This window comes from Aquitalea magnusonii (assembly GCF_002217795.2).
Taxonomy (GTDB): domain Bacteria; phylum Pseudomonadota; class Gammaproteobacteria; order Burkholderiales; family Chromobacteriaceae; genus Aquitalea; species Aquitalea magnusonii_B.
Genome location: NZ_AP018823.1, coordinates 3,366,402 through 3,388,952, shown reverse-complemented (window position 1 = coordinate 3,388,952; position 22,551 = coordinate 3,366,402). Strand labels below are relative to the sequence as shown.

17 protein-coding genes, 2 tRNA genes and 3 rRNA genes are annotated in these 22,551 nt (G+C 57.4%); 14 read left to right on the top strand and 8 right to left on the bottom strand.

Annotated elements, in window-relative coordinates:
* The first annotated feature begins 179 nt into the window (after window positions 1-179).
* The 10 genes from coaD (at window position 180) to DLM_RS16085 (ending at window position 9,409) form a co-directional block, all read left to right on the top strand.
* A complete protein-coding gene (gene coaD, locus DLM_RS16135; RefSeq protein WP_089085916.1) occupies window positions 180-704 on the top strand; it encodes a pantetheine-phosphate adenylyltransferase in 525 nt (174 codons plus the stop codon).
* Window positions 705-821: 117 nt separating this feature from the next.
* Window positions 822-1,772 carry a class I SAM-dependent methyltransferase gene (locus DLM_RS16130; RefSeq protein ID WP_089085772.1) on the top strand — a complete coding sequence of 317 codons (951 nt, stop codon included), beginning with the start codon at window positions 822-824 and terminating at the stop codon, window positions 1,770-1,772.
* Window position 1,773: 1 nt separating this feature from the next.
* Window positions 1,774-2,121, top strand: coding sequence for a 5-carboxymethyl-2-hydroxymuconate Delta-isomerase (locus DLM_RS16125; RefSeq protein ID WP_089085771.1), 348 nt, complete (start codon window positions 1,774-1,776; stop codon window positions 2,119-2,121).
* 152 nt (window positions 2,122-2,273) lie between these two features.
* A complete protein-coding gene (gene trxA, locus DLM_RS16120) occupies window positions 2,274-2,636 on the top strand; it encodes a thioredoxin (RefSeq protein ID WP_089085915.1) in 363 nt (120 codons plus the stop codon).
* A gap of 467 nt (window positions 2,637-3,103) precedes the next feature.
* Window positions 3,104-4,639: ribosomal RNA gene (locus DLM_RS16110) — 16S ribosomal RNA — on the top strand.
* 64 nt (window positions 4,640-4,703) lie between these two features.
* Window positions 4,704-4,780 (top strand) — tRNA-Ile (locus DLM_RS16105).
* Between the two features lie 4 nt (window positions 4,781-4,784).
* Window positions 4,785-4,860 (top strand) — tRNA-Ala (locus tag DLM_RS16100).
* 285 nt (window positions 4,861-5,145) lie between these two features.
* Window positions 5,146-8,032 (top strand): 23S ribosomal RNA (locus DLM_RS16095).
* A gap of 146 nt (window positions 8,033-8,178) precedes the next feature.
* Window positions 8,179-8,293, top strand: a 5S ribosomal RNA gene (gene rrf, locus DLM_RS16090).
* Together the 16S, 23S and 5S rRNA genes with 2 tRNA genes alongside form the textbook arrangement of a ribosomal RNA operon.
* A gap of 297 nt (window positions 8,294-8,590) precedes the next feature.
* Window positions 8,591-9,409, top strand: a complete 819-nt coding sequence (locus DLM_RS16085) for a hypothetical protein (protein ID WP_145985872.1) — start codon at window positions 8,591-8,593, stop codon at window positions 9,407-9,409.
* Window positions 9,410-9,477: 68 nt separating this feature from the next.
* Here DLM_RS16085 and pssA read toward each other — a convergent pair whose 3' ends face one another.
* The 3 genes from pssA to DLM_RS16070 form a co-directional block, all read right to left on the bottom strand.
* Window positions 9,478-10,818 (bottom strand): CDP-diacylglycerol--serine O-phosphatidyltransferase, encoded by a 1,341-nt coding sequence (gene pssA, locus DLM_RS16080; protein ID WP_089085747.1) that lies wholly within the window; start codon window positions 10,816-10,818, stop codon window positions 9,478-9,480.
* Between the two features lie 107 nt (window positions 10,819-10,925).
* Window positions 10,926-12,242, bottom strand: a complete 1,317-nt coding sequence (locus DLM_RS16075; RefSeq protein ID WP_089085499.1) for an NAD(P)/FAD-dependent oxidoreductase — start codon at window positions 12,240-12,242, stop codon at window positions 10,926-10,928.
* Between the two features lie 10 nt (window positions 12,243-12,252).
* Window positions 12,253-13,581, bottom strand: a complete 1,329-nt coding sequence (locus DLM_RS16070; RefSeq protein ID WP_197715430.1) for a glutamine synthetase family protein — start codon at window positions 13,579-13,581, stop codon at window positions 12,253-12,255.
* Window positions 13,582-13,979: 398 nt separating this feature from the next.
* On the opposite strand from DLM_RS16070, the gene DLM_RS16065 reads away from it, so the two are divergent.
* Window positions 13,980-14,546 (top strand): RNA pyrophosphohydrolase, encoded by a 567-nt coding sequence (locus DLM_RS16065; protein WP_089085749.1) that lies wholly within the window; start codon window positions 13,980-13,982, stop codon window positions 14,544-14,546.
* A gap of 150 nt (window positions 14,547-14,696) precedes the next feature.
* A complete protein-coding gene (parE, locus tag DLM_RS16060) occupies window positions 14,697-16,661 on the top strand; it encodes a DNA topoisomerase IV subunit B (RefSeq protein ID WP_089085500.1) in 1,965 nt (654 codons plus the stop codon).
* A gap of 78 nt (window positions 16,662-16,739) precedes the next feature.
* Here parE and DLM_RS16055 read toward each other — a convergent pair whose 3' ends face one another.
* Complete coding sequence (locus tag DLM_RS16055) at window positions 16,740-17,450, bottom strand: alanyl-tRNA editing protein (RefSeq protein ID WP_089085501.1); 711 nt, start codon at window positions 17,448-17,450, stop codon at window positions 16,740-16,742.
* Between the two features lie 164 nt (window positions 17,451-17,614).
* Between DLM_RS16055 and DLM_RS16050 the strand changes: the two genes are divergently transcribed.
* Window positions 17,615-18,295: a pseudouridine synthase gene (locus tag DLM_RS16050; RefSeq protein WP_089085502.1), complete on the top strand. Its 681-nt coding sequence runs from the start codon at window positions 17,615-17,617 to the stop codon at window positions 18,293-18,295.
* Between the two features lie 49 nt (window positions 18,296-18,344).
* On the opposite strand, the gene DLM_RS16045 is transcribed toward DLM_RS16050, so the two are convergent.
* The 4 genes from DLM_RS16045 to murJ all read right to left on the bottom strand — a co-directional run bounded on the left by DLM_RS16045 (window position 18,345) and on the right by murJ (window position 22,130).
* A complete protein-coding gene (locus tag DLM_RS16045) occupies window positions 18,345-18,875 on the bottom strand; it encodes a cold shock domain-containing protein (RefSeq protein WP_089085503.1) in 531 nt (176 codons plus the stop codon).
* Between the two features lie 68 nt (window positions 18,876-18,943).
* Entirely contained in the window at window positions 18,944-19,783 is an 840-nt protein-coding gene (queF, locus tag DLM_RS16040) for an NADPH-dependent 7-cyano-7-deazaguanine reductase QueF (RefSeq protein ID WP_089085504.1), read from the bottom strand.
* 46 nt (window positions 19,784-19,829) lie between these two features.
* On the bottom strand, window positions 19,830-20,591 hold the full coding sequence (locus DLM_RS16035; RefSeq protein ID WP_089085505.1) for a CPBP family intramembrane glutamic endopeptidase: 762 nt from the start codon (window positions 20,589-20,591) through the stop codon (window positions 19,830-19,832).
* A gap of 3 nt (window positions 20,592-20,594) precedes the next feature.
* Window positions 20,595-22,130 carry a murein biosynthesis integral membrane protein MurJ gene (murJ, locus tag DLM_RS16030; RefSeq protein ID WP_089085506.1) on the bottom strand — a complete coding sequence of 512 codons (1,536 nt, stop codon included), beginning with the start codon at window positions 22,128-22,130 and terminating at the stop codon, window positions 20,595-20,597.
* 122 nt (window positions 22,131-22,252) lie between these two features.
* Between murJ and rpsT the strand changes: the two genes are divergently transcribed.
* Complete coding sequence (gene rpsT / locus DLM_RS16025) at window positions 22,253-22,516, top strand: 30S ribosomal protein S20 (RefSeq protein ID WP_045847229.1); 264 nt, start codon at window positions 22,253-22,255, stop codon at window positions 22,514-22,516.
* The last annotated feature ends 35 nt before the right edge of the window (window positions 22,517-22,551 follow it).

Below are 22,551 nucleotides of genomic sequence, written 5' to 3'. Positions count from 1 at the left end.
CCCATTCCGGTGCGGTTTTACTGCTGAAGGCCGGCTTTGTGTCGGCCTTTCTTGCTTCTTGCACCAGAATGATCTGCAATCATGATGTAAATGACGCAAAACCCTGCTGTTATGCCGCATTTTTGGCGCAGCGCAACAAAAATGCCTTTACCCTCCCACTACTGCACGATACAGTCGCCATGGCACACACATCCAAAGGAAAACGAGAAGTGAAAAGAGCCGTGTATGCCGGAAGTTTCGACCCGGTCACCAACGGTCACTTGTGGATGATTCGCGAAGCCGTAGAGCTGTTCGACGAACTCATCGTGGCAGTCGGCGTGAACCCGGAGAAGCACTGTACCTTCAGTGTGGACGAGCGCGTCGAGATGCTGCGTGCCGTCACACGTGGCTTCAGCAAGCTGCGGGTTGATGTATTCGAAAACCAGTTTCTGGTGAACTACGCCCAGAGCATTGGTGCCAACTACATCATTCGCGGTATTCGCACCGCCAGCGACTACGAATACGAACGCACCATGCGTTATATCAATTCCGACCTGCACCCGGACATCACCACCATCTTCCTGCTGCCGCCGCGGGAATATGCCGAAGTGTCCTCCACCATGGTCAAGGGCCTGGTCGGTCCGCGTGGCTGGCAGAACATGATCCGCCAGTATCTGCCCGAGCCGGTCTATCGCAAGCTGATTGCCATGTACCAGCCGGAATAGGCGGTAAGGCGGGACTTGCTGATGCGCGCGCCGGTCGCTTATGCTGGCGCGCGTTTTGTTTTTGTCCGAATGAATTACCCGGCAGTGCCACCCCGGCTGCTGTCGCCAAGGAATGTTATGGTCGATGTCTCCGCCTTTGCCAACCGGCTGCAGAAAAATTACAAGCACTACGCCAAGTGGGCCTCCCGTCAGGGGCTGGATGCCTGGCGTGTCTACGACAAGGACGTACCGCAGTTTCCGCTGGCGGTAGACCTGTACGGCGACCGGGTGCATCTGCAGGAGTACGACACCGGCTGGGAAATGGATGACGAGGTCTATCAGCAATGGATTGCCGCCATCATGGCTGCCATTGCCGAAGTCACCGGACGGGATGAATCCGCCATCACCCTGAAAAGCCGTCGTCGCCAGAAGGGTGCCAGCCAGTACGAAAAAGTGGGCAAGCTGGGGGATGACTTCATCGTGCAGGAGTTCGGCCAGCGCTTCATCGTCAATCTGGATGCCTATCTGGACACCGGCTTGTTTCTGGATCACCGCAACACCCGCAAACGCGTGCGTGAAGAAGCCGCTGGCAAGCGCTTTCTCAATCTGTTTGCCTATACCGGCAGCTTCACCGTCTACGCCGGTGCCGGTGGTGCCGTCAGTTCCGAAACGGTGGACATGTCCAATACCTATCAGGACTGGTCGCGCCGCAACTTCGAGTTGAACGGACTGGATCTCGCCCGCCATCAACTGGTGCGTGCCGATGTCTTTCAGTATCTGGAACAAGCAGTGGACGAGGGCAAGCAGTTCGACCTCATCGTGATGGACCCGCCCACCTTCTCCAATTCCAAGAAAATGCTGGATATCCTGGACGTCCAGCGCGACCACGTCTGGCTTATCGACTACGCCATGGCGTTGCTGGCACCGGGCGGTACCTTGTACTTCTCCAATAATCTGCGCAGCTTCGTGCTGGATGAACGTCTGGCCGAGGACTATCACATCCGCGATATCAGCGGGCAGTCCGTACCGGAAGACTTCCGCAACCGCAAGATTCACCAGTGTTACCAACTGAAAAAGAAAGCCAGCTGACATGCCGCAAGTCATCATGCAATACAGCAGCGGGCTTAAGCTGGATGTCCCCGCCACCTTGCTGGCCATCAACCAGACGCTATTGGCCAGCGGCCAGTTTCAGGCAGAAGACATCAAGAGCCGCGCCATTCTGTTGCAAGACTGGCTGACCGGCACCACACCGGGTAGCGCCCCGTTTGTACACCTGCAACTCCATATCCTGAGCGGTCGCGACTTGCCTGCCCGCCAGCAACTCTCCGACAGCCTGCTACCCGTCTTGCAACAACAGATTCAAGGCCCCACCGGCACCCAGCTTTGCGTGGAAGTCTGTCAGATGGAACGTGACAGCTACCGCAAATGCTGGCTGTAATACCGTTGGCAGAACATGAAGGCTCACAACAGTGAGCCTTTTTTCTGCCTGAAGCCGCGGCAAACCGGCGCACTGCTCTTGTAAAAGCCAGCACGCATCCCATCTTGCTGCTACTACCTATATATATGCCGGTTACCGGCAAGGAGCGCAGCATGGCCACGATCAATATCACCGGCAGCAGTTTCAATGAAACCGTCGACAAGGGCGGCATCGTCATTCTGGACTTCTGGGCCGAATGGTGTGGTCCGTGCAAGATGTTTGGCCCCACCTTTGACGCCGCTGCGCTCAAGCATCCCGACATCGTGTTTGGCAAAATCAATACCGAAGAAGAGCAAGAACTGGCCGGCCATTTCCAGATCCGCTCCATCCCCACACTGATGGCACTCAAGGACGGCATCATCGTCTTCAACCAGGCTGGCGCGATGATGCCAGCGCAACTGGAAGAGTTGATCAAGGCACTGCGTGATCTCGACATGGAAAAGGTCAAGGCGGATATCGCCGCACAAGAAGAATGATGGCCGTGCTTGAACGCACGCCATGCAAAAAGCCCGGCCCAGCCGGGCTTTTTGCTGCCTGTGTCGTTAGCGAAGCCGGCTTTTTGCGCCAGTTTCCCCCGTGGGTCAGCATCAGGATGGAGGCCAGTGCATCGCTGACTGTGCGCCCGCAGCAAAACAGTCATGAAACCCGCATTTCATAAAGCATTACCGTTCAGTGACTTAGCGGTCTGTGTGACGGAATTTTGGCAAATCCTGCAGATTTCTTTGCACAAAGTGTTGACGAGGGTGGGGCAGGGCGGTATAGTTCGCCTCCTCAGCAGACAACGCAGCGACGGAAACGAAACGCAGCGACCTGCACCGCTCTTTAAAAAACAGAATAACCGATAGGTGTGAGTGCTTGGCGAAAGCCAAATACTTGCACTGCAAGACAAGAAATACTTGTTATTTTCTTTGATCTTGCGTGCCAGAAAATTTGCTATGAGATTGAACTGAAGAGTTTGATCCTGGCTCAGATTGAACGCTGGCGGCATGCTTTACACATGCAAGTCGAACGGTAACAGGGAGCTTGCTCCGCTGACGAGTGGCGAACGGGTGAGTAATGCGTCGGAACGTGCCGAGTAGTGGGGGATAACTATCCGAAAGGATAGCTAATACCGCATACGCTTTGAGAAGGAAAGCAGGGGATCGCAAGACCTTGCGCTATTTGAGCGGCCGACGTCTGATTAGCTAGTTGGTGAGGTAAAGGCTCACCAAGGCATCGATCAGTAGCGGGTCTGAGAGGATGATCCGCCACACTGGGACTGAGACACGGCCCAGACTCCTACGGGAGGCAGCAGTGGGGAATTTTGGACAATGGGCGCAAGCCTGATCCAGCCATGCCGCGTGTCTGAAGAAGGCCTTCGGGTTGTAAAGGACTTTTGTCAGGGAGGAAATTCCTAGCGCTAATATCGCTGGGGGATGACAGTACCTGAAGAATAAGCACCGGCTAACTACGTGCCAGCAGCCGCGGTAATACGTAGGGTGCAAGCGTTAATCGGAATTACTGGGCGTAAAGCGTGCGCAGGCGGTTGTGTAAGTCTGATGTGAAAGCCCCGGGCTTAACCTGGGAACTGCATTGGAGACTGCACAGCTAGAGTGCGTCAGAGGGGGGTAGAATTCCGCGTGTAGCAGTGAAATGCGTAGAGATGCGGAGGAATACCGATGGCGAAGGCAGCCCCCTGGGATGACACTGACGCTCATGCACGAAAGCGTGGGGAGCAAACAGGATTAGATACCCTGGTAGTCCACGCCCTAAACGATGTCAACTAGCTGTTGGGGGTTTGAATCCTTGGTAGCGTAGCTAACGCGAGAAGTTGACCGCCTGGGGAGTACGGCCGCAAGGTTAAAACTCAAAGGAATTGACGGGGACCCGCACAAGCGGTGGATGATGTGGATTAATTCGATGCAACGCGAAAAACCTTACCTGGTCTTGACATGTACAGAACTTTCCAGAGATGGATTGGTGCCCGAAAGGGAGCTGTAACACAGGTGCTGCATGGCTGTCGTCAGCTCGTGTCGTGAGATGTTGGGTTAAGTCCCGCAACGAGCGCAACCCTTGCCATTAGTTGCTACCATTTAGTTGAGCACTCTAATGGGACTGCCGGTGACAAACCGGAGGAAGGTGGGGATGACGTCAAGTCCTCATGGCCCTTATGACCAGGGCTTCACACGTCATACAATGGTCGGTACAGAGGGTAGCCAAGCCGCGAGGTGGAGCCAATCTCATAAAACCGATCGTAGTCCGGATCGCACTCTGCAACTCGAGTGCGTGAAGTCGGAATCGCTAGTAATCGCAGATCAGCATGCTGCGGTGAATACGTTCCCGGGTCTTGTACACACCGCCCGTCACACCATGGGAGTGAGTTTCACCAGAAGTGGGTAGGCTAACCGTAAGGAGGCCGCTTACCACGGTGGGATTCATGACTGGGGTGAAGTCGTAACAAGGTAGCCGTAGGGGAACCTGCGGCTGGATCACCTCCTTTCTAGAGAAGGCGATCGTCAAGTATTCACAGCCTATCGGTTATTCGAGATTTTAAGGGTTTGACTGGGTTTGTAGCTCAGCTGGTTAGAGCACTGTGTTGATAACGCAGGGGTCGAAGGTTCGAGTCCTTCCAGACCCACCAGTTTGGGGGATTAGCTCAGTTGGGAGAGCACCTGCTTTGCAAGCAGGGGGTCGTCGGTTCGATCCCGTCATCCTCCACCACCTCAACTCAAACAAAAACGCATCTGGAAACGTTGTTTCCGGGTATCTTTTTGTTTGCGTTGAATTGACCGCAAGGTCGAACGCCCGATCTTTAACAAACTGAAGAAGCCGAATTAATTAGACGGCGAAATGAAATGCATGAAGTTAACTCTGCATGCAGGACAAATCGTCATCTTGGGAATTTGATTGTATCTAATGTCATGTCGCCATCACAAAAGGGGCGGTGTGACATGTCGCACAAACACAATCCTGTCGGATTGGTAACTCAGGTTACTGAAATGATAGGGTCAAGCGACTAAGTGCATCTGGTGGATGCCTTGGCGATCACAGGCGATGAAGGACGTGTAAGCCTGCGAAAAGCGCGGGGGAGCTGGCAATAGAGCTTTGATCCCGCGATATCCGAATGGGGAAACCCACCCGCAAGGGTATCCCAGACTGAATACATAGGTCTGTGGAAGCGAACCGAGTGAACTGAAACATCTAAGTAACTCGAGGAAAAGAAATCAACCGAGATTCCGTCAGTAGTGGCGAGCGAACGCGGAATAGCCTGTATGTGATAGAGATTGAGATAGTGGAAGGACCTGGAAATGTCCGCCATAGTGGGTGATAGCCCCGTACACGAAATTTCATTCTTGGTACTGAGCATACGAAAAGTAGGGCGGGACACGCGAAATCCTGTCTGAAGATGGGGGGACCATCCTCCAAGGCTAAATACTCGTGATCGACCGATAGTGAACCAGTACCGTGAGGGAAAGGCGAAAAGAACCCCGGGAGGGGAGTGAAATAGAACCTGAAACCGGATGCATACAAACAGTGGGAGCCTCGCAAGGGGTGACTGCGTACCTTTTGTATAATGGGTCAGCGACTTACGTTCAGTAGCAAGCTTAACCGCATAGGGGAGGCGTAGGGAAACCGAGTCCGAATAGGGCGCTTTAGTTGCTGGGCGTAGACCCGAAACCGAGTGATCTATCCATGGCCAGGATGAAGGTGCGGTAACACGCACTGGAGGTCCGAACCCACTAGTGTTGCAAAACTAGGGGATGAGCTGTGGATAGGGGTGAAAGGCTAAACAAACTCGGAGATAGCTGGTTCTCCCCGAAAACTATTTAGGTAGTGCCTCATGTATCACTTCCGGGGGTAAAGCACTGTTATGGCTAGGGGGTCATTGCGATTTACCAAACCATGGCAAACTCTGAATACCGGAAAGTGCGAGCATGGGAGACAGACGGTGGGTGCTAACGTCCATCGTCAAGAGGGAAACAACCCAGACCGCCAGCTAAGGTCCCAAATGATCAGTTAAGTGGTAAACGAAGTGGGAAGGCCCAGACAGCCAGGATGTTGGCTTAGAAGCAGCCATCATTTAAAGAAAGCGTAATAGCTCACTGGTCGAGTCGTCCTGCGCGGAAGATGTAACGGGGCTCAAACTGATAACCGAAGCTGCGGATTTGCACGTAAGTGCAGATGGTAGGGGAGCGTTCTGTAGGTCTGTGAAGGTGTCTCGTAAGGGATGCTGGAGATATCAGAAGTGCGAATGCTGACATGAGTAGCGATAAAGCGGGTGAAAAGCCCGCTCGCCGAAAGCCCAAGGTTTCCTACGCAACGTTCATCGGCGTAGGGTGAGTCGGCCCCTAAGGCGAGGCTGAAAAGCGTAGTCGATGGGAAACGGGTTAAAATTCCCGTACTTTTGTGTAGTGCGATGTGGGGACGGAGAAGGTTAGGTCAGCGGCCTGTTGGAATAGGTCGTTCAAGCCGGTAGGCGTGAAGGGTAGGCAAATCCGCCCTTCTTTAACGCCGAGAAGTGATAACGAGGGTCTACGGACCTGAAGTGACTGATACCACGCTTCCAGGAAAAGCCACTAAGCTTCAGCTACACAAGAACCGTACCGCAAACCGACACAGGTGGGCAGGATGAGAATTCTAAGGCGCTTGAGAGAACTCAGGAGAAGGAACTCGGCAAATTGATACCGTAACTTCGGGAGAAGGTATGCCTGTTGTGGTGAACACCCTGCGGTGGGAGCTACGACAGGTCGCAGAGAATCGGTGGCTGCGACTGTTTATCAAAAACACAGCACTGTGCCAACACGAAAGTGGACGTATACGGTGTGACGCCTGCCCGGTGCTGGAAGGTTAAGTGATGGGGTGCAAGCTCTTGATCGAAGCCCCAGTAAACGGCGGCCGTAACTATAACGGTCCTAAGGTAGCGAAATTCCTTGTCGGGTAAGTTCCGACCCGCACGAATGGCGTAACGATGGCCACACTGTCTCCTCCTGAGACTCAGCGAAGTTGAAGTGTTTGTGAAGATGCAATCTCCCCGCTGCTAGACGGAAAGACCCCGTGAACCTTTACTGTAGCTTTGCATTGGACTTTGAAGTGGTTTGTGTAGGATAGGTGGGAGGCTTTGAAGCAGGGACGCTAGTTCCTGTGGAGCCGACCTTGAAATACCACCCTGACCCCTTTGAGGTTCTAACCTTGGTCCGTTATCCGGATCGGGGACAGTGCATGGTAGGCAGTTTGACTGGGGCGGTCTCCTCCCAAAGTGTAACGGAGGAGTTCGAAGGTTACCTAGGTACGGTCGGAAATCGTGCTGATAGTGCAATGGCAAAAGGTAGCTTAACTGCGAGACCGACAAGTCGAGCAGGTGCGAAAGCAGGACATAGTGATCCGGTGGTTCTGAATGGAAGGGCCATCGCTCAACGGATAAAAGGTACTCCGGGGATAACAGGCTGATACCGCCCAAGAGTTCACATCGACGGCGGTGTTTGGCACCTCGATGTCGGCTCATCACATCCTGGGGCTGTAGCCGGTCCCAAGGGTATGGCTGTTCGCCATTTAAAGTGGTACGTGAGCTGGGTTCAAAACGTCGTGAGACAGTTTGGTCCCTATCTGCAGTGGGCGTTGGAAGTTTGACGGGGGCTGCTCCTAGTACGAGAGGACCGGAGTGGACGAACCTCTGGTGTACCGGTTGTCACGCCAGTGGCATTGCCGGGTAGCTAAGTTCGGAAGAGATAAGCGCTGAAAGCATCTAAGCGCGAAACTCGCCTGAAGATGAGACTTCCCTGAGGGCTAGACCCTCCTGAAGAGTCGTTCGAGACCAGGACGTTGATAGGTCGGGTGTGGAAGCGCTGTGAGGCGTTAAGCTAACCGATACTAATTGCTCGTGAGGCTTGATCCTATCATTTGAGTGGCTTGGGAAACCGAGACCGGATGGATAGTGAATGTGCGACGCGATCAAAGATCCAAGATAAGATACCTAATTAATTCAGTGATTCAGACGAAGTCTGGATGACAAAGCTTCTTCAAGTTTGTTGACAGTTTATGTCTGGTGGCCATAGCGAGGTGGTCCCACGCCTTCCCATCCCGAACAGGACCGTGAAACGCCTTAGCGCCGATGATAGTGTGGCATTCGCCATGTGAAAGTAGGACACTGCCAGACTCCCCTTACAGAAGCCCAGCTCAACCGAGCTGGGCTTTTTCGTTTGGATCTTCGCTTCTTTCTTCTTGACCCGCCTTCTTAATTTATCCGCGCTTTGCTTTGATGTGCTTCCCACTCCAATCCTGTTGCTCTGTGTGCTGGCAGAGTTTGCAAAATGGCGCTGCATATGTGATCGAAAGGCTGGTTGCCAAGTATTCCAATAGCATTATTAATCGCGTATCGTGACTGCTTCACCATATTTTTCGATGAAATGGGGGGTGTTGCATGCATGGTGTAGGCTGCGTGGGTTTGGTATTGATGTTGACACTACTAAGTGGGCTGGCAGGAGCAACACCATTGCCGAATGCGGTGACCGGGGCTGGCAAATTGCTTATCGATGCAAACAGTAGCGGGCGTGAGGTATTGCGCAACATTCCCGCGGAAGCTGCGATGGAGCGGTTTGTCCTGAAAGATGATAGCGGGCGGCAAGTGGCTTACGTGGGGCTGACGGAGGGGGATGTCGGTGGAGTGGTGTTTATTGATGGCCATATGGCTGGCACCCTGACGCGGAAGCAAGCGGAAGCATTTTATTCTTGTCGAGGCTTTGTGACTTCCAACCGGCATTACTGGGGTAAGGATGCGGTGCTGTGGGCTGACAGCTTGTTGCAGCAGATGAGTCCAGGTAGCACCGTGGAGCTGGTATTTAGCGGTAAGTCCACCATGCAGAGCATTAAATCCATTGTGGATAATCCTGTGCTGGGGCAGATCAAGTCCTTATTGGATATCGGTACCAACCCATTGAATGTGGTGAAAACACTCAACCGTACACGTGAAGACTTTAAGGACAAGCAACGCGAGGATGCCTTGATTGCCGCCTTGGGAGCGGTAGAGCCGGGCGATGAAGAAAGTAAGCTGGCGGGCATTTTGCAGCCACAGGATATCAACTTCATTGGCGATGATCTGGTAATGGCTTATCCCAAGTATTCCGTCGACTTTTTGGTACAACAGGGGCGCGTTAGCCTGCTGCAGCAGCCATCTTTCCTGCAATTGGCACGCGGTCAAGCTGCCTTGTTCTATCGACCGCGCGTCCAATGGACGCGTTGTACTCCGGAGGCTTGGTTTAGCGCAATGCGTTGATGCAGCATGGGTAAGATGATGGAAAAGCCGCGACAATAAAGCGGCTTTTTCTGTGCTTGGGGTGTGCTTTACAGCATCAGGTTCAGCATGCGGTCTATGCGTACCCGGCTCAGGCGGGTGAGGATGGTGCGCACTTTGAGCGGATAGCTGCGCACGCTTTCCAATTGGCGGTAGTGACTGATGCGTGTGGTGTGGCGCAGGATATTCTGCTGTTCCGCGTGGCTGTGCGATTGCAGCCCTTGCTCCGGGTCGTGAATCAGCAGGGCGTTTTCCAGATCCAGGCGGAAGGCTCTGGGATTCATGTTGTTGCCGGTGAGCAGAATGTGCTGCGCATCGCACCACATGCCTTTGAGGTGGTAGCTGTTGTCACCATCTTTCCACAGGCACAGATTGAGTTTGCCGTTTTCTATCTGTGCCTGACGGCGCTTGGCAAAGCGGCGCAGGTTCATTTCGTACAGGTAGGGCAGGGCTGCAATCAGTTTGAATGGCTCTGTTTCGGGGATGAAAAAGTCATTGGCAGTCTTGTCCCCGACGATGATGGTAACTTCCACGCCACGGCGTAGTGCGCGGTTAATGGCGCGCAGCACGGCCATGGGGAAGTTGAAGTAAGGCGTACAAATCACCAGGCGGTGCTGGGCGTGGCCAAGGAGCTGCAAGATGAGGCGATTGAGCGGGTTGCCCTTGCCCAAGCCGACAATGGGCGTGATGCCCATGCCTTGCTGGACTGTCTGTTGCCGTGGCAGGTGGTAATGCGTGCTTTCCAGCCGGCTGCGAAAGGCGCGGATTTCCTTGCGAATGCTACGGGTGCTGGGGACTGGTTTGTCGAGCCGGAATACCGCCTCGTCATTACAGATGTTTTGCAGCATGAAGCTGGCCATGCAGTCTGCCAGTGCCGGGTTGCGAATCAGGTGATAGCGATCGAAACGATATTTGTCCTGTTTGTGCAGGTAGACGTTGTTGAGGCTGGCACCGCTGTAAATCACCAGCTCATCAATGATGAAGCCTTTCAGATGCAGTACGCCGAACAGCTCCCGGGTTTGGGTCGGGACGCCGTAGATGGGGACCTCTACCGCATGTTGACTGGCCTGCTCCCGATACCATGCCGCGTTGCAAGCGACGCTGTGCTCGCCGATGCGGCCACGCTGTGCTCGGTGCCAGTCCACCAGAATGCGGACATCCAGTGCTGGATTGCGTTGTTTGGCGGCATAGATGGCAGCCAGTACTTCCTGACCCGCTTCATCTTGCTCCAGATACAGTGCCGCAATGTAAATGCGCTGCTGTGCCGCATTCAGTGCCTTGAGCAGGGTGTGACGAAAATCGGCGGCGGATGGCAGGCAGTCAAATTCGCCGGTTGTCAGCGCAAAGCGTGGCAGATGTTCCAGAGCGGTATGGGGAAGTAGAAATGCCATATGCATAATGTGTGAAGCAGTTGATCGGGGCATCCTAGCATCGTTTGCCGCTTTTGGGTGATGCGACTGCCTGACGGCTGTTGTAGCTCAAGTTCTGTGCATGCTGACTAGAAGCCCAGTGCATCCCGCAAGCGGTAATACATGCTGCCCAGGCGGATCAGGCTTTCTTCCATGGAGGCGGGGAGTGGGAGAGGATGGGCATACAGTTTGTTGAAGATGTCAAAGCGGCCCAGATCGCCGGCAATGGCTTCGGCAATCATCTGCCCGGCGATGCCAGTGAATGCCAGTCCATGCCCGGCGAAGCCTTGTGCGTGATAAATGCGCTGGCTCTGGCGGCCAATCTGGGGCAAACGGGCCGGGCCGATATCCACATGTCCGCTCCAGGCATAGTCAATCTGGCTGTGGCGCAGCATGGGGAAAATGCTGGCCATGCGGGCATGTCGCTCCGCCACTACCGACTGCCGTTGTGCATACGGACGGCTTGACCTGCCTCCAAACAGCAGGCGGTAGTCTGGTGTCAGGCGGAAGTAGTCCGGCAGCTTGTCGCTGCTGCAAACCGCAGCGCCTTGCGGCAGCAGGCTGGCCGCCTGCTGGGCAGTGAGCGGGGCGGTGGCAATGATATGTGATTCCACCGGCAGGATGCTGCGACGCAACTGCGGTTGCAGCGCACCGATATCGACATTGCAGGCCAGTACCATCTTGTCTGCCCGTACCCAGCCATTGGGCGTGCCGATTTGCAGACCCAGCCTGTCCTCGTCGATGGAGGTGATCGGGCTGTGTTCGAACAGCCTGACGCCGGCGCGAAATGCAGCGCGTGCCAGCCCTTGGGCGTACTTGAGCGGATGCAGGTGGCCGCAGCCGCTATCATGCAGGGCGGCGCTGTAGTGCGGTGAGTTGATGTGCTCGGCCAGCGTGCTGCCCTCCAGCCACTGTGCATCATGGTAAGCACAGCTCTCCAGCATGGCTTGCTGCTTGCGTAGCTGTTGCTGCTGGTGGCGATTGCTGGCGGTCGTCAGAAAGCCCCAGCGCAGTTCGCAGTCGATCTGGTGCTGGTGAATGCGATTGGCAATCAGTGACACGCCATCCAGTGATGCCTCCCAGCACTGCTGTGCCGCACGGTGGCCAAGTTGCTGCGCGAAGCGGGTCAGCGGCGCTGCAAAGCCGTGCAGGATTTGCCCGCCATTACGACCAGTGGCACCAAAACCGACCAATGCGCCTTCCAGCAGCGCAACAGACAGGCCTTTCTCCGCGAGTACCAGCGCACAGGACAGGCCGGTGAGGCCGGCACCCACTACGCAGACATCGCAACGCACCACCTCGCCCAGCACCGGATAACGCTCGCGCAAGGGGGCGGTCGCGGCATACCAGGAATGGACATGGTGGCCATCAAACTGGGACAGGTGTGGTGCGTGTTCGCGCTTCATGACGTCTCTTTCATGCCTGGCCTAGCAAGTGGCGGTACTCCCAGGAGGTAACCTGGCGGTTGAATTCCTGCCACTCGTTCAGCTTGAGCTGACAATAGGTAGAGACAAACTGTGGTCCCAGCAGCTCGGCAAGCGCCTGATTGCCAGCCAGTCTTTCAATCGCTTCCAACTGGGTACGGGCAAAGGCGTAGGGCCGGCCATAGGCGCTGCTCTGCAGCGGTGCCGTGGGTTGCAGTTCCTGTGTGATACCAAGCAAACCGCAGGCCAGGGTGGTGGCCAGGGCCAGGTAGGGGTTGGCATCCACCCCCGGCAAGCGATTTTCTACCCGACGTGCTTGTGGGCCTGCTTGCGGAATGCGCAGGCCGCAGGTGCGGTTGTCAAAGCCCCATTCCACATTGATGGGGGCCGCGGTGAACGGTGCCAGGCGGCGATAGGAGTTGACGTAGGGTGCCAGCAGCAGCAAGGCATCCGGCAAATAGCGTTGCAGGCCGGCGATATAGTGGGCAAAGCGCGCTGCGGCTTGGCCGTTATCCAGCGAGAAAGCATTGCGGCCGCTGTCAGCGTACACCAGGCTCTGGTGGATGTGCATGGCGCTGCCGGCATCATTGGCCAGCGGCTTGGCCATGAAGCAGGCTTCCAGCGCATGACGGGTGGCGGCCTCGCGTACCATGCGTTTGAACAGGAAGGCCTGGTCGGCCAGCGCAATGGCGTCGCCATGCTGCAGATTGATTTCCAGTTGTCCACAGCCCACCTCTTGCAGCAGGGTGTCGGCACCGATGCCCAGCAACTGGCAGCCATGGCGGATGTCGTCCAGCACTGCGGCCAGATCATGCAGCCTATCCAGCGCATAGGGCTGGCGTAGGCTGTCACCACTTTTGCCATAGCTGGCGGGGGGCTGTGGTGCTTCGTCCAGCCCTTGGCGCCGGGCAAACAGATAAAACTCCATCTCAGGTGCAACAACAGGTTTCAGGCCCAGCTCGGCATAGCGTGCCAGTACCCGGTGCAGCACATTGCGTGGCGAGAATTCGATCAGGCTGCCATCTTCGTGCAGGCAGTCGTGAATCAGCATGGCGGCCGGCTCATGGCTGAATGGCAGGCGGCGCAGGGTGCTGAGGTCAGCTTGCAGCAGCATGTCCGGGTCCAGCTCGGGGACCAGTTGTTGCAGGCAGTCGCCGGTGACGCTCTGTACCAGCCCCACTTGCGAAAAGCGCAATTCGCTGCCGTTCAATACGCTTGTGGCCGGCAAGATCTTGCCGCGCGCGGTACCGGTAATATCGGAAAACAGGCATTCGACAGTGCGAATGCCATGGTGTTGCAGCCAGTCTGCAGGATTCAGCATGGAGGGTCCTTGGGCGTTGAATTGTCGATAGCCGCCACATGGGCGGGTAATACGGCAAAACGCTAGCGGTGACCGACTGCGGTAAACGGCTGGACGAAGAAGCCAAGCGACAAGGCTGTCGGGTCTGCCCAGGCGCACGGCACCACCGCTGCCGCAGGCAGGGGTGGGAATGTGGCTGGACTGCGACGTGCTTGCATGAAAGCGAGGCCTTCCGGGGTGTGGGCAGCAAGGTGCTGTGCCGGATTTTTAAACGCCTTTGGCATGGGGCGTCAATTCTTTTCACGGTGTGCCAGGCAGTGTGTGGTGGAATTGCTGGCAAGCCGCCACGTCAGGCGCATGGCAAGAGCTGTCGAAATGTGCAAAAATTCGGTCAACTAGACGATTTGCAGGTTTTTTTCATGCTGGACCGGGACGGATATCGCCCCAATGTCGGAATCATCCTCATCAATGGCAAAAATGAGGTGTTCTGGGGCAAGCGGGTACGCGAACATTCCTGGCAATTTCCGCAAGGGGGCATCAAGCCGGGTGAAAGCCCGGAGGCTGCGATGTACCGCGAGCTGCTGGAGGAAGTCGGGCTGTTGCCGCAACATGTCAAGATCGTGGGGCGCACCCGCGACTGGCTGCGTTACGAAGTGCCCAGCAACTGGGTGCGCCGCGAATGGCGTGGCAGTTACAAGGGACAGAAGCAGATCTGGTTCCTGCTGCGGCTGACCGGGCGCGACTGCGATGTCTGCCTGCGTGCCAGCAGTCATCCGGAGTTCGATGGCTGGCGCTGGAACGACTACTGGGCACCGGTGGATGCCGTCATCGAATTCAAGCGTGATGTGTATATCCGCGCGCTGACCGAGTTGTCGCGCTTCCTCAAGGGCTTGGAAAACTACGACAGCTTTTTGCAGCGCATGCGGCAGTCTGCCCGGCCGGCTCCGGTGGCCGAAGGTTTGCCGGACAAGCAGCAGGACCACTGAGCGCACGGTCAGTCTGTCTCACCCATCAAGCAAGCGGCGGCCCTGGGCTGCCGTTTGAGCATCATGACCACCCTGCCTGTCGGCACGGTGGCAACATCATCATCAGGCTTGGCCCTGGCTGCAGGGCCGTTACAGGCGACGATAAAAGCTATGACGCAACAGTACGACGAATCCTCGGTACGGGTACTCAAGGGGCTGGAGCCGGTCAAAGAGCGACCGGGCATGTATACCCGCACCACCGACCCCACCCATATCTGCCAGGAAGTCATCGATAACGCCGCCGACGAGGCGCTGGGTGGCTATGCCCGCAAGATTGCCGTTACCGTGCATCAGGATGGTTCCTTGTCGGTGGAAGATGATGGCCGCGGCATTCCGGTTGGCCTGCATCCGCAAGAAGGCGTGCCGGTGGTGGAGCTGGTATTCACCCGCCTGCATGCCGGTGGCAAGTTCAACAAGAAAGACGGTGGTGCCTATGCCTTCTCCGGTGGTTTGCATGGCGTAGGTGTGTCGGTGACCAATGCCTTGTCCACCCGGCTGGAAGTCGAGGTCAAGCGCGAAGGCGGTGTACACCGCCTGGTGTTTTCCGGCGGCGACGTGATCGAACCCCTGGCCCGCATTGGCGACTGCGGCCCGCGCACCAGCGGCACCCGGGTGCGGGTATGGCCGGATGGCAAGTATTTTGAAAGCCCGCGTTACTCCTTGCCTGAGCTGGAACGCCTGCTGCGCGCCAAGGCGGTGCTGCTGCCCGGCGTGGCGGTGTCGCTGACGGTAGAGAAGCCCAGTGGTGCCGAGGTCAAGGTGTGGCAGTACCCGCAGGGCCTGAAGAGCTATCTGGCCGAGCTGTGCAACGGTGACGAGCCGATTGCGCCGCTGTTCGCCGCCGAAGCCTATATCGGTGACGACCACGAACAATTTGCCAAGGGCGAAGGCGTGCAGTGGGCGATGGCCTGGTTTGAAGATGGGGCCAGCGGCGAGAGCTATGTCAACCTGATTCCCACCCCGTCTGGCGGCACCCATGAAGCTGGCCTGCGTGCCGGGGTGTTCGATGCGGTGAAGAGCTTCATCGACCACCACAACCTGCTGCCGCGCGGTGTCAAGCTGATGGCAGAGGACGTGTGGAGCCGGGTGCGCTTTGTGCTGTCGGCCCGCGTGCTGGACCCGCAATTCCAAGGCCAGACCAAGGACAAGCTCACCAGCCGCGATGCGCTGAAGCTGATTTCCAGCCTGTCGCGCGACCCGGTGGAGCTATGGCTGAACCAGAATGTGGAAGCGGGCAAGAAGATTGCCGAGCTGGCCATTCGCCAGGCGCAGTCGCGCCTGAAGTCAGTCAAAAAGGTGGAAAAGAAAAAGGGCTCCGGCGTGGCCGTGCTGCCGGGCAAACTGACCGATTGCGAAAGCGAAGACATCGAACGCAACGAGCTGTTCCTGGTGGAAGGTGACTCTGCCGGTGGCTCGGCCAAGCTGGCGCGTGACAAGGAATACCAGGCCATCCTGCCTTTGCGCGGCAAGGTGCTTAATAGCTGGGAAACCGACAAGGACCAGTTGTTTTCCAATGCCGAAATCCACGATATTTCCGTCGCCATCGGCGTGGACCCGCACGGGCCGGATGATCACCCGGATTTGTCCGGCCAGCGTTATGGCAAGATCGCCATCCTGTCCGATGCCGACGTGGATGGCTCGCACATCCAGGTGCTGTTGCTCACCTTGTTCTTCCGCCATTTCCCGCGGCTGATCGAAAACGGCAATATCTACATCGCGCAGCCGCCGCTGTTCCGCGTGGATGTGCCGGGTTCGGGCAAGAACCGTCCGCCACGCAAGATTTACGCGCTGGACGAGGGCGAGCTCAATGCCATTCTGGACCGTCTGCGCAGCGAGAATGTGCGCGAAGGCAGTTGGGGCATCTCGCGCTTCAAAGGTCTGGGCGAGATGAACCCGGAACAGCTGAAGGACACCACCATGAATCCGGATACCCGCCGCCTGTCGCGGGTGCAGGTGCGTCCGGGTGAAATGGCGCAAACCCTGTCCACCTTTGTCATGCTGATGGGCAAGGGCGAGGCTTCCAGCCGCCGTAGCTGGATGGAAGCCAAGGGTAACGAGGTGGAAGCCGATATCTGAGCCAGCTGCTGTGTGGCGTTGATGGGCAATGCAAAAGGGGACCTGCGGGTCCCCTTTGTGCTGGATGGCAAACAGGCCTCAGTCGGCCAGCGTCACCACCACCCGCTTGTTGCGCGCGCCCTTGCTTTCAATCTTTTTCACCAGCAGGCGGCCGATTTCTCCGGTGCGGCGCACATGGGTGCCGCCACAGGGTTGCAGGTCGACGCCGTCGATTTCGATCAGGCGGATTTCCGGCAGCTCCAGCGGCGGGGTGACCGACATGGTCTTGATCAGCTCCGGACGGGCTTTCAGCGCTTCGCCGCTGGTCATCTGGATGCTCACCGCCAGGTCCTGTGCCACCAGCGCATTCAGGCCGGCCTCGATCTCGTCCTTGTCCAGCTCCATGCCTTCCGGCAAATCAAAATCCAGTCGACCGCCTTCTGCGGTCAGATTGCCGCCGGTCACCCCGGCCTTGATCACCACCGACAGCAGATGCAGGCCGGTATGCACCCGCATGTGACGATGACGGCGCACCCAGTCGAGCGTCAGGGTGACGGCGCTGCCTGCGGTCAGTCGCGGGGCATCGGCAGCGGTGATGTGCAGGATCTCGCGGGTTTCGCGGTTGCGGCGGGTGTCGCTGATGGCCAGCGTGCTGCCGTCGGCCAGGGTCAGCGTGGCGGTGTCACCGGGCTGGCCGCCGCCCAGCGGGTAACACAGGGTGTCTGCCAGTACCAGGCCGGCATCGTCATGACGGATGACCGTGGTTTGCAGGGTGGTTTGGTAAGGGTCGAGGTAAAAACGCTCCGGCATGACAGCTCCTTGCATGGGGAATGATCTGATCATGACAGGGTGATGGCGTTGCACTGCCATTTCAAGTGGCAATTCCCCGGCAAATGCAGGGTGACAGCTTGTGAAGCCGCGCCGGGGGTAAGATAATCGCCGCTCTTTATTTATTCTGTTCCCCTGTTGCCGCCATGAGCCAAGCCCATAATCTGGAAAACTACACCCCGCCGCCGGATACCGGTCTTGCGGTCATTTACGTGGATGACTGCCTGCTGGTGGTGGACAAGCCCTCCGGCCTGCTGTCGGTGCCGGGCCGTGGCGAGGGCAAGGACGACTGCCTGATCAGCCGGGTGCAAAAAGTGTATCCGGATGCGCTGACCGTACACCGGCTGGACATGGCCACCTCGGGCCTGGTGATCTTTGGCCGTGGCGCGGCCATGCAGCGCGCGCTGTCCATTGCCTTCATGGAGCGCAAGGTCAAGAAGCGCTATATCGCGGTGGTGGATGGCATCGTCCAAAGCAATAGCGGCACCATCGATCTGCCGCTGATCATCGACTGGCCCAATCGCCCGCGCCAGAAAATAGACCATGTGGAAGGCAAACAGGCCATCACCCATTACCGCGTGGTGTCGCGTGATACCACGCGTCAGACCTCGCGCATGGAGCTGGATCCGCAAACCGGGCGTGCCCACCAGTTGCGCATGCACATGCTGCATCTGGAAAGCGGCCACCCGATTCTGGGCGATGACATCTACGCGCCGCCGGAGGTGCTGGCCAAGGCCGACCGTCTGCTGCTGCATGCGTCGCGGCTGGTGTTGCGTCACCCGGTGACGCAGGAAGAAATGGAATTCGACGCGCCGACACCGTTTTGAGTGTGGTGCGGTATGAAAAAGCCTGACGGTAGTCAGGCTTTTTTTACGTTCAGTGTCCGCATAGTTGTTGCTCGCAAGGAATCCCATCGTGATCACCATCAATTTCTACCCCAGGGCAGTGCTTGAGATAGAACATGGCTTCTTCACAGGAGGTCATTTGCGAGCACGAGCGCTTGCCACTGCACTGGAAGCCTTGGGTTGTCGAAGTCGGGATGGCTATTTGCGGGCTGTCGCCTGCTGTTGGATGGGGTGTCGTGCGCCATGACAAGGCAGAAAATACCAATAATCCGATCAATAGTATTCCCTGCATGATGCCGCGTAGCCGACGGGGCGGCCTGTTGGGTCGGAAGGAATGGCTGCGTGAGCTGGTTGGCGAAACAAAGCGTACTTTGTCAGCTCGCTGCCTGTGCTGTTGATCTGCACTGAGCTCATAACTGACGATATCGCCTTGCAGTGGACGGCGCTGATTGTCCTCAAATGCGCTGATGTGAACAAACACGGCCTTGTCATCACCATTTTGCGTGACGAAGCCAAAGCCGCGTTGATCATCCCATCGCGTGATTTTTCCTTGCAAGCGCATCGGAGACTGTTTTCGTTCTAAACGATCACTTTATGCCAATGTCAATGCGTGATGCAAGGTGCTACGGTTCACTGCCGTGCCGTGCGGGTGTTATCCAGCGGTGCCTGTTCGGCATTGCTGCGCCAGGGGTTGATGTCCAGACCACCGCGGCGGGTGTAGCGGGCGTACACCGTCAGTTGCTGCGGTGCGCAGGCGCGCAGGATGTCGGTGAAGATGCGCTCCACGCATTGCTCGTGGAATTCATTGTGCTGACGGAAGCCGATCAGGTAGCGCAGCAGCGCTTCGCGGTCCAGTTGCGGGCCGGTGTAGCGGATTTGCACGCTGCCCCAGTCCGGCTGGCCGGTCACCAGGCAGTTGGACTTCAGCAGATTGCTGCACAGGGTTTCGCTGACGATATTGCCGGTATCGGCACGCAGGATGTCCGGGCAGGGCGCGTAGTTGTCCACGGCGATGTCCTGCTCGTCGATGTAGTCGCCGTCCAGCTCGGCAATACGCTCTGCGGCAAAGTCCTGTGGCAGCAGTACGCTGACTGTGACTGCAGCACCAGCAGCATTGGACAGGTCCAGCGCCAACTGGGCCTGCAATTCCTCCAGGCTGGCGATGCGGGTCTGGTTATAGCTGTTCAGGTAGAGCTTGAACGACTTGGATTCGATCAGGTTGGGGCTGTCAGCCGGAATGCGGAAGGTGGCAATGCCCACTTGGGGTTTGCCGCGCGCATTCAGCCAGGACAGCTCGAAACCGGTCCAGATATCCACGCCGGCAAAGGGCAGGGCCTGTTGGTCCACGCCAATTTCATCGCGCTTCATCTTGCGCGCAATGGGAAACAGCAGGCTGGCGTCGTACTGGTCCTGGTAGCTGACGGTTTTGCCCAGCGGGGAGAGATCGGGAGTCAGGTGCGGAGTGGTCATGAGAGGGATTCCGTGAAAAAAGCGAGCCAGCCGCGGCGTTTGCCGCTCAGAGCAACAGGCCTTTGCGCCACAGCGCCATCAGGTCCATGGTGAGGGCCACGCTGCAATGCAGGGCGATGCCCAGCCAGATCGAGCGATAACGATAACTCAGCGCACCCAGTGCGATGCCGGCGATGATGGCGGCCAGGCTTTCCAGCACTGGTTTTTCAAAATGGATCATGCAGTACGGCAGCAGCATCACGAAGATGGCGGATACACCAAAGCGTGCTTTGAGGCCGTGCAGCATGTAACCGCGAAAGAAGAACTCCAGCGCGGCAAATTGGGCGAAGTATAACAGCTCCCACCAGGCCCAGTGCGGCCACAGGCTTTCTTGTGGGCCAAGGCGGAAGAAGGGGTAGATCTGCAAGAAACCGGGCTGTGCCGACGCCCACCACAGCAGTGGCAGCATGATGGCGTAAAATAGCAGAAACAGCTTGCCATCCGTGCGCAGCAAACGCCAACTGGGCAGGGCCAGGCCAAAATCGCGCAGCGGGCGGCGCAGCACCAGCTTGATGTGCAGCAGCGGCAGCAAGCAGTAGCTGGTTACGCTGGCCAGCGACCAAAACACCGCGCGGTAGAGCTGGGTGTCCGGGTTGTGTACGACCAGGCGCTGGAAGACCGTGGCCCAGGCGGGCTGCGTGTTGCGCAGCCAGTCCAGCAGCCAGTGGCTGCTGGCCGGGTAGTACAGCAAGGTCAGGCTCAGGCAGCACACCAACAGCACGGTGGCAGCTTGCCGGTCGCCCGGTGGCAGCGCTGATGACGCGAACACGTCTTAGTGCTCCTTGCGCATGAATTGACGCGGCCGGAAGCCCAGCGCAAACAGCATGGCGAAATAAGTGATGGCCCCGGCCGCCACCAGCAGCGTCAGCCAGAGCACCCGTTGCCAGGCGTGGCCGTCCCAGTGGATGGGCAGTACAGCTTGCAGCAGCAGCAATACCGCAGCCATGGCCAGGATGGCCAGTACCATCTTGCCAAGGAAGCTGCTCCAACCCGCTTGCGGCTGGTAAATCTTGCGTTTGAGCAGGGTGGATAGCAGCAGACCGGCATTCAGGCAGGAAGCCAGGCCGATCGACAGCGCCAGCCCGGCATGCTTGAGCGGGAAGACAAAGGCCAGGTTCATCAACTGGGTGCAGCACAGGGTGATCAGCGCAATGCGCACCGGCGTCTTGATGTCTTGCCGCGCATAAAAGCCCGGCGCCAGCACCTTGACCAGAATCAGCCCCAAGAGGCCGAAGGAGTAGGCAATCACCGCCTGCTGCGACATCAGCGCATCGTGGGCGGTAAAGCGGCCATACATGAACAGGGTGGACAGCAAGGGGCCGGACAACAGGCCCAGCCCCACGGTGGCCGGTACCGCCAGCAGCAAGGACAGACGGATGCCCCAGTCCAGCAATACACTGAATTCGCTATCGGACTTGCTGGCTGCGTGCTTGGACAGCGAAGGCAGCAGGATGGTCCCCAGCGCCACACCCAGCACGCCGGAGGGGAATTCCATCAGTCGGTCGGCGTAATACATCCACGACACGCTGCCGGTGGGCAGGAAAGACGCAAAGGTGGAGTTGATCAGCAAGGAAATCTGCGCCACCGACACACCGAAAATGGCCGGGCCCATCTGGCGGATCACCCGCCATACCGCGGCATCCTTGAAGTCGAAGATGGGCATGGTGAGCATGCCGATCTGCTTGAGGAAGGGCAGTTGCCAAACCAGCTGGATCAGCCCGCCAACAAACACCGCCCAGGCCATGGCCATGATGGGCGGGTGAAAGCTGTGGGTGAAGCACAGCGCAAATACGATAAAGCTGAGGTTGAGAAAGGTGGGGGTGAAGGCCGGAATCGAGAACTTGCCCCAGCTATTGAGAATGCTGCCGGTCATCGAGGACAGCGAAATGAAAAAGATATAAGGAAAGGATACGCGCAGGATGTCGGCAAACAGCGCGGCCTTGGCCGGTTCGCGATAAAAGCCGGGCGCGGAAATCCACATGATGGCCGGGGCGGCCAGCATGCCGATGGCCGTGACCAGCAACAGCACCGAACCTAGCACGCCGGTTACCTTGGCCACGAATTCGCGGGTTTCCTCTTCGGTTTTCTGGTTCTTGTATTCGCCCAGGATGGGAACGAAGGCTTGCGAGAACGCGCCCTCGGCAAACAGGCGGCGCAACATATTGGGAATCTTGAAGGCAGCATTGAAGGCATCTGCCGACATGCCGGCACCAAATACGCGGGCGATAAGCGTGTCGCGCACCAGACCGAGAATGCGCGATACCATGGTCATGCTGCTGACTGCAGCCAGCGCCTTGAGCAGGTTCATTGATGATGGGTGGGAGGGTTGAGCAAGCCGGCTAGTTTACGCTGGCGGGTTTATTGTTGCAAAACCTGCTGTTAAGGCTTAGAATCGCGGGTTTCAGATTCCGCTCATCAGGAGAAAGATTCATGGCTAACAGCGCACAAGCTCGCAAGCGTGCACGCACAGCCCTTAAGCAGCGCGCGCACAACGCCAGCCTGCGTACTGCGTTCCGTACTGCAGTAAAGAAAGTGCTTAAGGCAATTGAAGGTGGTGACAAGGCTGCGGCCAAGGTTGTGTTCCACGCTTCGACCAAGGTTATCGATCGTATCGCTGACAAGGGCGTGTTCCACAAGAACAAGGCTGCTCGTCATAAGAGCCGTCTGTCTGCTCAGATCAAGGCCATGGCCTGATTTCAGCTCAGTGCTGACAGATACGCAGAAAAGCC

Excerpts from the sequence above, each read along its gene's own strand:
- murJ (WP_089085506.1), bottom strand. The coding sequence starts at position 22,130 with ATGAACCTGCTCAAGGCGCTGGCTGCAGTCAGCAGCATGACCATGGTA.
- DLM_RS16130 (WP_089085772.1), top strand. The coding sequence starts at position 822 with ATGGTCGATGTCTCCGCCTTTGCCAACCGGCTGCAGAAAAATTACAAG.
- rpsT (WP_045847229.1), top strand. The coding sequence starts at position 22,253 with ATGGCTAACAGCGCACAAGCTCGCAAGCGTGCACGCACAGCCCTTAAG.
- DLM_RS16055 (WP_089085501.1), bottom strand. The coding sequence starts at position 17,450 with ATGCCGGAGCGTTTTTACCTCGACCCTTACCAAACCACCCTGCAAACC.
- trxA (WP_089085915.1), top strand. The coding sequence starts at position 2,274 with ATGGCCACGATCAATATCACCGGCAGCAGTTTCAATGAAACCGTCGAC.
- DLM_RS16050 (WP_089085502.1), top strand. The coding sequence starts at position 17,615 with ATGAGCCAAGCCCATAATCTGGAAAACTACACCCCGCCGCCGGATACC.
- DLM_RS16085 (WP_145985872.1), top strand. The coding sequence starts at position 8,591 with ATGTTGACACTACTAAGTGGGCTGGCAGGAGCAACACCATTGCCGAAT.
- pssA (WP_089085747.1), bottom strand. The coding sequence starts at position 10,818 with ATGGCATTTCTACTTCCCCATACCGCTCTGGAACATCTGCCACGCTTT.
- DLM_RS16075 (WP_089085499.1), bottom strand. The coding sequence starts at position 12,242 with ATGAAGCGCGAACACGCACCACACCTGTCCCAGTTTGATGGCCACCAT.
- queF (WP_089085504.1), bottom strand. The coding sequence starts at position 19,783 with ATGACCACTCCGCACCTGACTCCCGATCTCTCCCCGCTGGGCAAAACC.
- DLM_RS16125 (WP_089085771.1), top strand. The coding sequence starts at position 1,774 with ATGCCGCAAGTCATCATGCAATACAGCAGCGGGCTTAAGCTGGATGTC.
- parE (WP_089085500.1), top strand. The coding sequence starts at position 14,697 with ATGACGCAACAGTACGACGAATCCTCGGTACGGGTACTCAAGGGGCTG.
- DLM_RS16070 (WP_197715430.1), bottom strand. The coding sequence starts at position 13,581 with ATGCTGAATCCTGCAGACTGGCTGCAACACCATGGCATTCGCACTGTC.
- coaD (WP_089085916.1), top strand. The coding sequence starts at position 180 with ATGGCACACACATCCAAAGGAAAACGAGAAGTGAAAAGAGCCGTGTAT.
- DLM_RS16065 (WP_089085749.1), top strand. The coding sequence starts at position 13,980 with ATGCTGGACCGGGACGGATATCGCCCCAATGTCGGAATCATCCTCATC.
- DLM_RS16045 (WP_089085503.1), bottom strand. The coding sequence starts at position 18,875 with ATGCGCTTGCAAGGAAAAATCACGCGATGGGATGATCAACGCGGCTTT.